The organism is Nonomuraea sp. NPDC050153 (assembly GCF_044460125.1).
Classification (GTDB): Bacteria; Actinomycetota; Actinomycetes; order Streptosporangiales; family Streptosporangiaceae; genus Nonomuraea.
Genome location: NZ_JBITJQ010000017.1, coordinates 196,703 through 208,559 on the forward strand (window position 1 = coordinate 196,703; position 11,857 = coordinate 208,559).

Here is an 11,857-nt window from a genome sequence, read left to right on the forward strand (position 1 = left end):
TCGTGACTTCTTACCGTCTTGGCGTACTCGAAGGCGACGGCATCGGCCCCGAGATCGTCCCCGCGTCCGTCCTGGTCGTGGACGCCGCGCTGGCCGCCGCGGGCGCCGCCCCGGTCGAGTGGGCCGAGCTGCCGCTCGGCGCCGCCGCCATCGACACCCACGGCGACGCCACGCCGGAGACGACGCTGGCCGCGCTCGCCGAGCTGGACGCCTGGCTGCTCGGCCCGCACGACAGCGCCGCCTATCCCGAGCCGCACCGCTCCAAGCTCAACCCCAGCGGCACCATCCGCAAGCGCTTCGACCTGTTCGCCAACATCCGCCCGGCCAGGTCGTTCGACGGCGCCGACGCCGTCGTCCCCGGCACCGACCTGGTCATCGTCCGGGAGAACACCCAGGGCTTCTACGCCGACCGCAGCACCTACAAGGGAACCGGCGAGTTCATGCCCAGCCCGGACGTGGCCATCGCCATGGGCATCATCACCCGGCCCGCCGTCGAGCGGATCGCCGTCGAGGCGTTCGAGCTGGCCACCCGCAGGCGCGGCAAGCTCACCATCGTCCACAAGGCCAACGTCCTCAAGCTGACCACCGGCATGTTCCGCGACGTCTGCCGGGAGGTCGCCGCCCGCTACCCCGGCGTGGCCGTGGACGACTTCCACATCGACGCGATGACCGTGCACCTGGTGCGGCGGGCGGACGAGTTCGACGTGATCGTCACCGAGAACATGTTCGGCGACATCCTGTCCGACCTGACCGGCGAGATCGCCGGATCGCTCGGCATCGCCCCGTCCATCAACGCCTCCCACGAGCGCGCCATGGCCCAGGCCGCGCACGGCTCCGCCCCCGACATCGCCGGCCAGGACGTCGCCAACCCCATCGCGATGATCCTGTCCAGCGCCATGCTGCTCGACTGGCTCGGCGCCCGCCACCAGGACCCGGCCCTTGCCCGGGCCGCCGCCCTGATCGAGACGGCGGTCGCCGACACCGTCCGGGCCGGCACCCGTACCCGCGACATGGGCGGCACGGCGGGCACCCGGGCCTTCGCCGAGGCCGTCGCCGCCGCGGTGAAGCGATGAGCCCGACGGTCGCCGTCGTCAACGCCACCCCCGCCTCCGCCCAGCCCGCCGCCGACGGGCTCGCCGAAGGGTTTCCCGAGGCCGCGCCCTGGCACCTCATGGACGACCGGCTCGTCACCGAGGCCGACGCGGCCGGCGGCCTGACACCCGCGCTGGCACGCCGCATGCTCGCCCTCGTCGACTACGCGGTCCGCGGCGGCGCCGACGCGGTGCTGCTGTCCTGCTCGATGTACGGGCCGGCGGCGGCGCTCGCGCGGCGGCTGCACGAGGTGCCGGTGACAGGCTCGGACGAAGCCGTGTTCGCCGAGGTCGCCGGGCGGCGGCCCGGTGCCGTGCTCGTGCTCGGCTCGCTCGACTCCGCGGCGGCGGACTCGGCGCGGCGGCTCAAGGAGGTGGCGGACGGCGTCGAGGTGCGGGCGATCACGGCGCAGGGAGCCGCCGCGGCCGCCGCCGCCCGCGACTGGCCGGACCTGACGGACGTGCTCGCGCGGGCCGCCGCGCCCGCCCTCGACGGCGTCGAGCTGGTCCTGCTCGGGCAGTACTCGATCAGCCCGGTGCACGCCGAGCTGGCCGACCGGCTCGGCCTGCCCGTGCTGAGCCCGCCGCTCGCGGCGGCCCGGGCGCTGCGCGAGGCGCTGGCATGAGCCCGCTGCTGGGCTGCGTGGCCGACGACTACACCGGCGGCACCGACGTCGCCGCCGCCCTGCGGCGCTCGGGTCTGCGTACGGTGCTGATCTTCGGCACCCCCGGGCCCGCGACGGTGCTCCCGGACACCGACGCCGTCGTCGTCGCGCTCAAGACCCGCTCGATCCCGGCGGGGGACGCGGTCGCCGCCTCGCTCGCCGTTCAGCGGTGGCTGCACGGGCAAGGGGCCCGGCGCCTGTACTTCAAGTACTGCTCCACCTTCGACTCCACCGACGAGGGCAACATCGGCCCGGTCGCCGACGCGCTGACCCGGGCGAGCGGGGCCCTGCTGACCGTGGTGTGCCCGGCCGCCCCCGAGCACGGCCGCACCGTCTACCAGGGGCATCTGTTCGTCGGGGACCGGCTGCTGTCGGAGTCGCCGATGCGCCACCACCCGCTCACCCCGATGAGCGACCCCGACCTGGTCCGCGTCCTGGGCCGCCAGACCCCGCACCGCGTCGCGCTGGTCGCGCACGGGACGGTCCGGCGCGGCGCCCACGCGGTACGCGCGGCGCTCGACACGCTGCGCGCCCAGGACGTCCGGTACGCGGTCACCGACGCCCTCGACGACCGCGACCTCGACGTCATCGCCCGCGCCACCGCGGACCTGCCCGTCATCACCGGCGCGGCGGGGCTGGCCGGGGCGGCGGGCGCCCTGACGGCCGCCGGGCGGGAACCGGGCGGCCCGGCCGTGCCCGCCCTCCCCCAGGGGCCGGGGGTGGTGCTCGCGGGCAGCTGCTCGGCCGCCACGCTGGAGCAGGTGGCCCTGGCCCGCGGGCGCATGCCCTCCTACCGGCTGCGCCCCGAGCGGGACGGGCTGGTCGAGGAGGCCCTCGGCTGGCTGGAGGACCGCCTCGCGGCGGAGGAGCGCGTCATGGTCTACTCCTCCGCGCCTCCCGAGGAGCGCTCGCCCGGCTCGGCCGAGCTGCTGGAGCAGGCGTTGGCGGCCGTCGCCGCCCGCGCCGCCCAGCTCGGCGCCCGGCGCATCGTCGTCGCCGGCGGCGAGACCTCCGGCGCCGTGGTCAACGCCCTCGGGGTGACCGGGGCGGTCGTGGGCGCCGAAGCCGCCCGGGGAGTCCCCTGGCTGCTCACCACCGGCCACCCGAGCCTGGCCCTGCTGCTCAAATCCGGCAACTTCGGCCGGCCCGACCTGCTCGTCACAGCTCTGGAAGCATCATGACCGACATCTCCACGCGGATCGCCGAGCTGGGCGCGTCCCTGTTCCACCGGCGGCTGACGCACGGCCGCACCGGCAACATCAGCGCGCGCACCGGCGACGCCTTCCTCATCACCCCGACCGGCGGCTCGCTCGGCGACGTCTCACCCGATGACCTGTCGCTGGTCAGCCTGGCGGGCGAGCACCTGGACGGGCCGCGCCCGTCGAAGGAGGCGTTCCTGCACGCCGCGCTCTACCGTGCCCGCCCGGGCGACGGCGCGGTCGTCCACCTGCACAGCACGTACTCCGTCGCCGTGTCCTGCCACGACGGCCTCGACCCGGACGACGCGCTGCCGCCGCTGACCGCGTACTACGTGATGCGCGTCGGGCGGCTGCCGCTGCTGCCCTACCACGCGCCCGGCGACCCGGCGCTGGGGCCGATCGCCGAACGGGCCGCCCGCACCGCGCACGCCCTGCTGCTGGCCAACCACGGCCCCATCGCCGCCGGCGCCGACCTCGCCGCCGCCGCGGACGTCATCGAGGAACTGGAGGAGACGGCGCGGCTGTGGCTGCTGCTGCGCGACCGCCCCACCCGGCCTCTCACCCCCGACCAGGTCAGGAGCCTGTCGTGATCCCTGCCTCCGAGCTGATCTCCTTCGGGATCGAGGTCCTGACCTCGCTCGGCGTCCCCGAGCCGGACGCGCGGCTGGTGGCCGACAGCCTGGTCACGGCCGATGCGTGGGGGCATCCCTCGCACGGCATGCTGCGCCTGGAGTGGTACGCCGACCGCCTGCGCTCCGGAGTCATGCGCGCGGTCACCGACGTGGCCACCGTGCTCGACGGCGGCGCCGTCGCCGTCCTCGACGGCCGCGCCGGCATCGGCCAGGTGGTCACCGCGCACGCGGCCCGCGAGGCCGTACGCCGCGCCGGCGAGCACGGCGTCGGCCTGGTCGCGGTGCGCGACAGCAACCATTTCGGCACCGCCGCCTACTTCACCCGGATGATCGCGGCCGAGGGCTGCGTCGCCCTGCTGACCACCAACGGCAGCCCCGCCATGGCCCCTTGGGGCGGGCGGGACAAGAGCGTGGGCGCCAACCCGTGGTCCATCGCGGTGCCCGGCGGCCGGCGCGGCCCGGTCGTGCTCGACATCGCCAACACCACGGTCGCCCGCGGCAAGATCTACGCCGCCCTGGAGCGCGGACAGGCCATCCCCGAAGGCTGGGCGCAGACGGCCGGCGGCGTCCCCACCACCGACCCCGTCCAGGCCATCGACGGGCTCATCCTGCCCATGGCCGGGCACAAGGGGTTCGGCATCTCGTTCATGATGGACGTGCTGTCGGGCGTGCTGACCGGCAGCTCCTACGCCACCGACGTGGCCGGCCCCTACGTCCCCGACCACCGCAGCGGCTGCGGCCACCTGCTGCTCGCGCTGCGCGTCGACGCCGTGGCCGACCCCGCCGACTACGCCCGCCGCCTCGACGACCTCATCGACCGCACCAAGGCCGTGCCGCTCGCGCCCGGCTTCGACGAGATCTTCTACCCCGGCGAGATCGAGGACCGCAACGGCGCCGAGGCCGCCCTGACCGGCGTGCGCCTGCCCGACCGGACGCTGAGCGGCCTGCGCGGGCTCGCCAAGGCGTGCGCGATCCCGCAACCTGCCTGGACGAGCGCATGTTCGTCGTGATCGTCCGGGTGCGGCCCGGCCACCTGGACGCCTGGCGCCGGGTGGCCGAGGCGCGCGTGATCGAGCACCGCAACACCTTCTGCCATCCCGTCTCGCTCCAAGGGCAGGCCACGTGACCGACTACCTGGCGGTGGGCACTTGCCGCCACCGCATCCACCCCGTCGACGCGCCCGCGCGCCTGCCCTACAGCCTGCGCATCATGCTGGAGAACCTGCTCCGGCACGCCGCGCCCGACGAGCAGGTGCGGGCGCTGACCGGATGGCGGCCACGCGCCGACCGGACCGTCGCCGTGGACCTGCATCCCGCCCGGGTGTTCCTGCACGACACCAACGGCGTGCCCGTGCTGGCCGACCTGGCCTCCATGCGGGACGCCATGGCGGCACTCGGCGGCGACCCCGACCGGGTCAACCCGGCCATCCCCGCCGAGCTGGTCGTCGACCACTCCATCATCGCCGACGTCTTCGGCCGCCCCGACGCGCTGGCCCGCAACGCCGACCGGGAGTACGAGCGCAACGCCGAGCGCTACCGCTTCCTGCGCTGGGGCCAGGCGTCGCTGCGGGAGTTCACCGTGGTACCGCCGGGCAAGGGCATCATGCACCAGATCAACGTGGAATACCTGGCCCGGGTGGTCATGACCCGCGGCGATGAGGCGTACCCGGACCTGTGCCTGGGCACCGACTCCCACACCACCATGGTCAACGGGCTCGGCACGCTCGGCTGGGGCATCGGCGGCATCGAGGCCGAGGCGGCCATGCTGGGCCAGTCGGTGTCCATCCTCGTGCCCGACGTGGTGGGCGTGCGCCTGCACGGCGAGCTGCCGGTCGCCGCCACCGCGACCGACCTCGTGCTGACCCTCACCGAGCTGCTGCGCGGGCACGGCGTGGTCGGCAAGATCGTCGAGTTCCACGGGCCGGGCGTCACCGCGCTGCCGGTGACCGACCGGGTGACGATCTCCAACATGAGCCCCGAGTTCGGCTCCACCGCCGCGCTGTTCCCCATCGACGCCGAGACCGTCCGCTACCTGCGCTTCACCGGCCGCGACAGCGACCACGCCGACCTCGTCGAGGCGTACGCCAAGGCGCAGGGCCTGTGGCACGACCCCGGCGCGCCGCCCGCCTACACCGCCGACCTCGACCTCGACCTGGCCAGCGTCGTGCCGTCCGTCGCCGGCCCGCGCCGCCCCCAGGACCGCATTCCCCTGGAGGGGGTGAAGTCCGCCTTCCGCGCCCAGGAACGGCCGCCCGTCGCGGCGGACCGGGAGATCACGCACGGGACCGTCGCCATCGCCGCGATCACCTCCTGCACCAACACCTCCAACCCCTCGGTCATGGTGGCCGCCGGGCTGCTGGCCAAGAAGGCCGCCGAGCGCGGGCTGCGCGCCAAGCCGTGGGTGAAGACCACCCTGTCGCCCGGCTCGCGCGTCGTCATGGACTACTACGGCGAGGCGGGCCTGACCCCGTACCTGGAGCGGCTCGGCTTCACGCTGGCCGGGTTCGGCTGCATGACCTGCATCGGCGCCTCCGGCCCGCTCGTCGAGGAGGTGTCCGAGGCCGTGGCCGAGCACGACCTCGACGTCGCCGCGGTCCTGTCCGGCAACCGCAACTTCGAGGGCCGCATCCAGCCCGAGGTCCGCTCCAACTACCTCGCCTCGCCGCCGCTCGTCGTCGCCTACGCCATCGCCGGCACCATGGACCTCGACCTCACCACCGAGCCTCTCGGCACCGACCCCGACGGCCGTCCCGTCCACCTGCGTGACCTGTGGCCCGCCCCGGAGGAGGTGGGCGAGGTCATCGAGCGGGTGATCAGGCCGGAGATGTTCGCCCGCGCCTACGCCGACGTCCTCGACGGCGACCGGCGCTGGCAGGCCCTGGACGTCTCCCGCTCCGCCACCTACCCCTGGGACCCCGCCTCCACCTACGTGCGCCGCGCCCCCTACCTCGACGGCATGTCGCCCGAGCCGCCGCCCGTCGCCGACCTCACCGGCGCCCGCGTCCTGGCCAAGCTGGGCGACTTCATCACGACCGACCACATCTCGCCGGCCGGGGCCATCCTCCCGTCCAGCCCCGCCGGCCGCTATCTCGCCGGCCTCGGCGTGCCGCGCCACCAGCTCAACACCTACGCCTCCCGCCGCGGCAACCACGAGGTCATGATGCGCGGCGCCTTCGCCAACGTGCGCCTGCGCAACCAGCTCGCCCCGGGCACCGAGGGCGGCTTCACCCGCGACTTCCTGGACGGCGCCACGATCACCACCGTGTACGAGGCCGCCCGCGCCTACCAGGAGGCCGGGGTGCCGGCCGTGGTGCTGGCGGGGGAGGGGTACGGCGCCGGGTCCTCCCGCGACTGGGCCGCCAAAGGACCCGCGCTGCTGGGCGTGCGGGCCGTCATCGCCAGGTCGTTCGAACGCATCCACCGCTCGAACCTGGTCGGCATGGGCATCCTGCCGCTGCAGTTCCTCCCCGGCCAGGGCCCGGACGAGCTCGGACTCACCGGCCGGGAGGTCATCGGCGTCACCGGCCTCACCGCGCTCGACGGACCGGACCTCCCGCCGACCCTGACCGTCACCGCCGACGCCATCACCTTCCAGGTCCGGCTCCGCCTCGACACACCGCGCGAGGTCGACTACTACCGGCACGGCGGGATCATGCCCTATGTCCTGCGCGACCTGCTCGCGAGCCGGTAACGCCGCTCAGCTGGATCTCTGCCCGTCGAGCGTCTCGCGCAGGATGTCGGCGTGGCCGGCGTGCTGGGCGGTCTCGGCGATGACGTGCATCAGCACCGCGCGCACGCTGAGCACGCCTCCCGGCTCGTGCCAGGGCGCCGTCGGCAGCGGGTGCGTCGCCGACAGGTCGGGGACGGCGGCGACGATCTCCGCGCTGCGGGCGGCGACCTGCTCGTAACGCGCGAGGATCCCGGCCGACGTGTCGCCGGGCAGCATGCGGAACTCGTTCTCGTGGTCGATCATCCACTGCGGGAACTCGCGTGCGGTACCGGCCATGACGTCGGCCCAGGTGACACCGTCGGGCAGGTCGTGGCGCATCGCCGACGGGCCCTCCAGCGCGAAGCGCAGCCACCCTTCCTCCATGGACGCGACGTGCTTGATCAGCCCGCCCAGGCACAGCGCGCCGGCCGTCGGGCGCTCGCCGAGCTGCTCGTCGCTGAGCCCTTCGACGGTCCTGGTCAGGGCGGATCGCGCGGTCGCGATCGAGGCGAGCAGGTCGGCCCGCTCGGCGTCGAGGGTTGCGGGGGAGGCGGTCATGGCGTTCGGGCCCTTCTTGTCGTCGTCGTTGACTGGCATGTGGCAACGGTCGCAGGGGAAGCGGCCAGGGAATGGCCGCTTCTCAGGGCATCATGGGAATCGTGCCGAAGACCTCAGCGCGGCTGCTGGCGCTGCTCTCCATGCTCCAGGCGCGCCGCGACTGGCCGGGGGCGCTGCTGGCCGAACGGCTGGACGTCAGCCCGCGCACCGTACGCCGTGACGTCGACCGCCTGCGCGAGCTGGGCTATCCCATCGTGGCCTTCAAAGGGCCCGACGGCGGATACCGGCTCGAAGCCGGCACGGAGCTGCCCCCGCTGCTGTTCGACGACGAGCAGGCCGTCGCGCTGGCCATCGCGCTCCAGCTCGCCGAAACCGCCGGCGCCGGCATCGAGGAGGCGGCGGCCCGCGCGCTGAACACCGTCCGGCAGGTCATGCCCGCACGGCTGCGCCGCCGCATCGACACCCTCCAGGTCACCGCCGTCCGGCGGCCGGTGTCCCGGCCGGGCCCGCACGTCGACGCCGGCGTGCTCATGGCGCTCAGCGCCGCCGTCCACGCCCGCGAGGTGCTGCGCTTCGACTATCCGCCGGGTCCGGGTGACGACGGCGTGCCGGCCCCGCCACGCCGGGCGGAGCCTCATCACCTCGTCACCTGGGGCGGGCGCTGGTACCTCATCGCCTGGGACCTCGACCGCGAGGACTGGCGTATCTTCCGCGCCGACCGGATCACCCCGCGCACCCCCGCGGGGCCCCGCTTCACCCCGCGCGAGCTGCCCGGAGGTGACGTGGCCGCCTTCGTGATCAGCAAGTTCCGGGGCTCCGACGGGACCGGCGACTGGTCCTGCCGCGGCGAGGTGATCATCGACCTGCCCGCCGCCGCCGTGTCCCGCTACACCCGCGACGGAGTCGTCGAGGCACTCGACCCGAACCGCTGCCGGCTCATCCTGGGGTCGTGGTCATGGCCCGGCCTGGCCGCCGCCATCGGCGTGTTCGACGCCGACATCGAGGTCGTCGGCCCGGACGAGCTCAAGGAGGTCTTCGCGCGCCTGGCCCGGCGCTACGCCCGCGCCGCGACCGCCACCCCGCAGCTGTGATCATCGGGGGAGGTCTGACGTGATCTGCGCGCCGATTCCGTTGAGCACGCGGTCCAGCCCGTGCCCGAAGCGCTCGGCGGGGGCCAGGTGGGCGGTCCTGGATTCCCGTACGGACCGGCTGAACAGGGGATAGGCGCCCGACTCGACGATCTGCCGCACGTACGGCCCGGCGTAGTCGCGTTTCCAGCGCTCCGGGTCCATGCCGGTACGGCGGGCCTCCTCCAGCCAGGCGATCTCGCGGCGGATCGCGCTGTGGACGTAGTCGTTCACCATGCTGACGAAGCCGGTCATCTCGTCGATGTCGAGGCCGAGCCCGTCGAGCGCGCCCAGGGCGAACTCGTGCACGCGCAGCAGGTTCGGGCCCAGGGTCGGGCGGCTGTTGAGCAGCGGGGTCAGCCAGGGGTGGCGCAGCCCGGCCGCCCGGGTCCGGTGGGCGACCAGGGAGAGGTCGCCGCGCCAGTCGCCGGACGGTTTGCCGGGGAGATCGAGCTCGCCCATCGCCAGGTCGATCATGAGGTCGAACAGGTCATCGCGTTTCGGTACGTAGCGGTAGAGGGACATGGCGCCGGTGCCCAGTTCGCCCCCGATCCGGCGCATGGTCGCGGCCTCCACCCCTTCGGCGTCGGCGATCCGGACGGCCGCCCGGGTGATCTGCTCGCGGCTGTAGCCGGGCCGCCGTCCGGGTCCCGAGCGCTCCAGGCGCTCGGGTCGCATCCAGATGCTGACCAGTTCCTCGTCGGACATCCCGCTGCCCCTCCTTAACTTGCGTACACAGTACTCGAATGGCTAGGGTCCTATTTCGAGTACGAAGTACGCGAATGAGGAGAACACCATGTCCGAGAGCCCGCTGCGGCTGGCCGTCATCGTGGGCAGCGTCCGCGACGGCCGGTTCGGCCCGACCGCGGCCACCTGGTTCGCCGACGAGGCGGCCCGGCGCGACGACCTCGAAGTCGACCTGATCGATCTGGCGGACGTGCCGATCGGCGGCGCTGCCCCGTCCATGTCCCCGCCGCAAGGGGTGCTCACGGCTTTGAGCGATCTGACGCCGCGGCTGGAGGCGGCCGACGCCTTCGTGGTGGTGACCCCGGAGTACAACCACAGCTATCCGGCGTCGTTGAAGAACGCGATCGACTGGCACAACGCGCAGTTCCACGCCAAGCCGGTGGCGTTCGTGTCCTACGGAGGCCTGTCGGGCGGCCTGCGCGCGGTGGAACACCTGCGCGCCGTCTTCGCCGAGCTGCACGCCGTCACCACCCGGGACACGGTGAGCTTCCACGGCGCATGGGACTGCTTCGGCCCCGACGGCCGACCCAAGGACCCGCACGGGCCCGCCACGGCCGCCAAGACCCTGCTCGACCAGTTGACGTGGTGGGCGCGCGTGCTGCGCGACGCCAAGGTCACCACTCCCTACAACGCCTGACGGAAAGGCACGATCGACGATGACGACATTGACCGGCAAGACGGCACTCGTGACCGGGGCCAGCAGGGGGATCGGCCGCGCCGTCGCCGTCCGGCTCGCCGGCGAGGGCGCCCGGGTCGCCGTCCACTATGGCAGCAACGAGACGGCGGCCAAGGAGACGGTCTCGGCCATCGAAGCGGCCGGAGGACGGGCGTTCACCGTACGCGCGGAGCTGGGCGTGCCGGGAGACGCCGAAGCGCTGTGGGCCGCCTTCGACGAGCACGCCGACGGCCTGGACATCCTGGTCAACAACGCGGGCATCCTCGGCGACCAGGCCGAGATCGGCGGCGTGACCAGGGAGGGCTTCGAGCGGTTGTTCGCGGTCAACACGACCGCTCCGTTCTTCATCACCCGGCTCGCGCTGCCGCGGCTGCGGGACGGCGGCCGGATCATCACCGTCGGCACGATGCTGACCCGGGGCGCGGCCATGCCCCGGGCGATCGACTACGCCATGTCCAAGGCCGCGCTCGACGTGCTGACCCCCGCGCTGGCCAAGCAGCTCGGGCCGCGCGGGATCACGGTCAACACCGTGGCCCCCGGGGTCATCGACACCGACATGCACCAGGGACGCCTGGTCGGCGAGGCCCTGGCCTGGCTGTCGTCTCAGTCACCGCTGGGCCGCCTGGGCACGCCGCAGGACGTCGCCGACACGGTGGCCTTCCTGGCCGGCGACGACAGCCGCTACATGACCGGACACCGCCTGGACGTCTCCGGCGGAACGACCATGTGACCACGGTCGAGCTGTGCCACGGGCCGGCGCCGGGACCGCGATGGACAGGCTTCCGCGCCGATCCCTACAGGGACAGGTACGCATAGGCTCGCAGCCGGTCGGGGGAGAGCGGGTCGGGGGAGACCCGGATCCGGGCGTAGGAGGTGGCCGGGTCCGGGTGACGGGGCAGGTGACGGATGAGCAGGCGGCCCGCGCCGGTGAGCAGGCCGTCCAGGGTCGCCTCCGCGATCAGGTGGTTGACGTGGATCAGGTAGTCCTCGACCGTCAGCGAGGCCACCGGGACGTCGAGGCGCACGACCGTGCCGGCCCCGGCCAGGGGGACCTCCCGCAGGAGCGGGGAGGTCAGGCCGTCCGGTCCGCGAAAGGGCCGCAGCATGCGGCGCAGCCCTTCGCGGGCGGACAGCGGGGCGGGGGCGTACCAGGCGATGGAGGCGTCGGCGGACAGGTGGTCGCAGGGGTGGCGGTCGAGGAGGTTGCCGGGGTCGCCGGCCAGGAAGATCGTTCTGGTGAAGGCGGCGTACCAGAGCGCGCCCCGTGGCTCGATGAGGTCGCGGGCGAACGCGTACGCCGAGCCGGCGAAGGTCACCGGGTCGAATGCGCGCAGCACCGCGATCGCGCCCACGCCGTGGGCCGACTGCGGCGGCAGAACGCGGCGGACGCGGGCCATCCGCGCGTCGAAGTGCTCGCGCAGCAGTTCCTGGGTGGGGGTGGGGGGTGTCATGGG

General features: G+C 73.8%; 13 protein-coding genes. 10 read left to right on the forward strand and 3 right to left on the reverse strand.

The window, feature by feature from the left end:
- Positions 1–2 precede the first annotated feature (2 nt).
- From ACIBQ1_RS35250 to acnA, 7 genes are read left to right on the forward strand one after another with little or no spacing between them, the layout of a single operon-like run.
- Positions 3–1,073 carry an isocitrate/isopropylmalate dehydrogenase family protein gene (locus tag ACIBQ1_RS35250; protein WP_397283634.1) on the forward strand — a complete coding sequence of 357 codons (1,071 nt, stop codon included), beginning with the start codon at positions 3–5 and terminating at the stop codon, positions 1,071–1,073.
- Complete coding sequence (locus tag ACIBQ1_RS35255; RefSeq protein WP_397283635.1) at positions 1,070–1,717, forward strand: aspartate/glutamate racemase family protein; 648 nt, start codon at positions 1,070–1,072, stop codon at positions 1,715–1,717. Before ACIBQ1_RS35250 ends, ACIBQ1_RS35255 begins: the two co-directional genes overlap by 4 nt.
- Positions 1,714–2,937 (forward strand): 3-oxo-tetronate kinase, encoded by a 1,224-nt coding sequence (otnK, locus tag ACIBQ1_RS35260; protein WP_397283636.1) that lies wholly within the window; start codon positions 1,714–1,716, stop codon positions 2,935–2,937. The genes ACIBQ1_RS35255 and otnK overlap by 4 nt, the downstream gene beginning before the upstream one ends.
- Positions 2,934–3,545: a 3-oxo-tetronate 4-phosphate decarboxylase gene (otnC, locus tag ACIBQ1_RS35265; protein ID WP_397283637.1), complete on the forward strand. Its 612-nt coding sequence runs from the start codon at positions 2,934–2,936 to the stop codon at positions 3,543–3,545. The genes otnK and otnC overlap by 4 nt, the downstream gene beginning before the upstream one ends.
- Positions 3,542–4,597, forward strand: a complete 1,056-nt coding sequence (locus ACIBQ1_RS35270) for an Ldh family oxidoreductase (RefSeq protein WP_397283638.1) — start codon at positions 3,542–3,544, stop codon at positions 4,595–4,597. The genes otnC and ACIBQ1_RS35270 overlap by 4 nt, the downstream gene beginning before the upstream one ends.
- Positions 4,585–4,713 carry a hypothetical protein gene (locus ACIBQ1_RS35275; RefSeq protein WP_397283639.1) on the forward strand — a complete coding sequence of 43 codons (129 nt, stop codon included), beginning with the start codon at positions 4,585–4,587 and terminating at the stop codon, positions 4,711–4,713. The genes ACIBQ1_RS35270 and ACIBQ1_RS35275 overlap by 13 nt, the downstream gene beginning before the upstream one ends.
- Positions 4,710–7,277 carry an aconitate hydratase AcnA gene (acnA, locus tag ACIBQ1_RS35280; RefSeq protein ID WP_397283640.1) on the forward strand — a complete coding sequence of 856 codons (2,568 nt, stop codon included), beginning with the start codon at positions 4,710–4,712 and terminating at the stop codon, positions 7,275–7,277. Before ACIBQ1_RS35275 ends, acnA begins: the two co-directional genes overlap by 4 nt.
- Before the next feature lie 6 nt (positions 7,278–7,283).
- On the opposite strand, the gene ACIBQ1_RS35285 is transcribed toward acnA, so the two are convergent.
- On the reverse strand, positions 7,284–7,892 hold the full coding sequence (locus ACIBQ1_RS35285; RefSeq protein WP_397283641.1) for a DinB family protein: 609 nt from the start codon (positions 7,890–7,892) through the stop codon (positions 7,284–7,286).
- A 53-nt stretch (positions 7,893–7,945) separates the two neighbouring features.
- Here ACIBQ1_RS35285 and ACIBQ1_RS35290 point away from each other — a divergent pair, with 53 nt between their 5' ends.
- On the forward strand, positions 7,946–8,944 hold the full coding sequence (locus ACIBQ1_RS35290; protein WP_397283642.1) for a helix-turn-helix transcriptional regulator: 999 nt from the start codon (positions 7,946–7,948) through the stop codon (positions 8,942–8,944).
- On the opposite strand, the gene ACIBQ1_RS35295 is transcribed toward ACIBQ1_RS35290, so the two are convergent.
- Positions 8,945–9,688 carry a TetR/AcrR family transcriptional regulator gene (locus ACIBQ1_RS35295; RefSeq protein ID WP_397283643.1) on the reverse strand — a complete coding sequence of 248 codons (744 nt, stop codon included), beginning with the start codon at positions 9,686–9,688 and terminating at the stop codon, positions 8,945–8,947.
- Between the two features lie 88 nt (positions 9,689–9,776).
- On the opposite strand from ACIBQ1_RS35295, the gene ACIBQ1_RS35300 reads away from it, so the two are divergent.
- A complete protein-coding gene (locus ACIBQ1_RS35300; protein WP_397283644.1) occupies positions 9,777–10,364 on the forward strand; it encodes an NADPH-dependent FMN reductase in 588 nt (195 codons plus the stop codon).
- A gap of 19 nt (positions 10,365–10,383) precedes the next feature.
- Positions 10,384–11,133 carry an SDR family NAD(P)-dependent oxidoreductase gene (locus ACIBQ1_RS35305; RefSeq protein ID WP_397283645.1) on the forward strand — a complete coding sequence of 250 codons (750 nt, stop codon included), beginning with the start codon at positions 10,384–10,386 and terminating at the stop codon, positions 11,131–11,133.
- Positions 11,134–11,197: 64 nt separating this feature from the next.
- Here the strand turns inward: ACIBQ1_RS35305 and ACIBQ1_RS35310 are convergent, their stop codons facing one another.
- Positions 11,198–11,854: a DUF6182 family protein gene (locus tag ACIBQ1_RS35310; RefSeq protein ID WP_397283646.1), complete on the reverse strand. Its 657-nt coding sequence runs from the start codon at positions 11,852–11,854 to the stop codon at positions 11,198–11,200.
- Positions 11,855–11,857 lie beyond the last annotated feature (3 nt).

Bases quoted from the DNA above. Each gene is read 5' to 3' on its own strand.
- ACIBQ1_RS35255 (WP_397283635.1), top strand. From the start codon at position 1,070: ATGAGCCCGACGGTCGCCGTCGTCAACGCCACCCCCGCCTCCGCCCAG.
- otnK (WP_397283636.1), top strand. From the start codon at position 1,714: ATGAGCCCGCTGCTGGGCTGCGTGGCCGACGACTACACCGGCGGCACC.
- otnC (WP_397283637.1), top strand. From the start codon at position 2,934: ATGACCGACATCTCCACGCGGATCGCCGAGCTGGGCGCGTCCCTGTTC.
- ACIBQ1_RS35275 (WP_397283639.1), top strand. From the start codon at position 4,585: ATGTTCGTCGTGATCGTCCGGGTGCGGCCCGGCCACCTGGACGCCTGG.
- ACIBQ1_RS35285 (WP_397283641.1), bottom strand. From the start codon at position 7,892: ATGCCAGTCAACGACGACGACAAGAAGGGCCCGAACGCCATGACCGCC.
- ACIBQ1_RS35290 (WP_397283642.1), top strand. From the start codon at position 7,946: ATGGGAATCGTGCCGAAGACCTCAGCGCGGCTGCTGGCGCTGCTCTCC.
- ACIBQ1_RS35295 (WP_397283643.1), bottom strand. From the start codon at position 9,688: ATGTCCGACGAGGAACTGGTCAGCATCTGGATGCGACCCGAGCGCCTG.
- ACIBQ1_RS35300 (WP_397283644.1), top strand. From the start codon at position 9,777: ATGTCCGAGAGCCCGCTGCGGCTGGCCGTCATCGTGGGCAGCGTCCGC.
- ACIBQ1_RS35305 (WP_397283645.1), top strand. From the start codon at position 10,384: ATGACGACATTGACCGGCAAGACGGCACTCGTGACCGGGGCCAGCAGG.
- ACIBQ1_RS35310 (WP_397283646.1), bottom strand. From the start codon at position 11,854: ATGACACCCCCCACCCCCACCCAGGAACTGCTGCGCGAGCACTTCGAC.